The following is a 236-nucleotide window of genomic DNA, read 5'->3' as shown; positions in this document are numbered from 1 at the left end:
TGATTATAAAATGTTAAATGTCACAAAAATGTTTCCGGCGTGCGTGGAAATTACGGGAGTTCAACTGGAACCTGAATAACTCGTCTACGAATGCTTCTCTGAACAACGTGTTTGTTGCCAAGCATACGATAGCATACTTGATACAAGCGCGCTTCCGTGTCACCTGATGCTTCCCCTTTTCGCGATATGACGTCCGAGCTGATTTCGATGCGCTGGATCGTGACGTTCGTGTACTT

Annotated in this window: 1 protein-coding gene; it reads right to left on the bottom strand. The window is 45.3% G+C overall.

What is annotated here, in order from left to right; genetic code table 11:
• Positions 1-50: 50 nt before the first annotated feature.
• On the bottom strand, positions 51-236 hold a 186-nt coding region (locus CF394_RS15910), incomplete at its 5' end, for a hypothetical protein (RefSeq protein ID WP_207761672.1).

This window comes from Tetzosporium hominis (assembly GCF_002265435.1).
GTDB classification, from domain to species: domain Bacteria; phylum Bacillota; class Bacilli; order Bacillales_A; family Planococcaceae; genus Chryseomicrobium; species Chryseomicrobium hominis.
The sequence above is the reverse complement of the archived record's forward strand: the minus strand, read 5'-3'. Positions and strand labels throughout refer to the sequence as shown.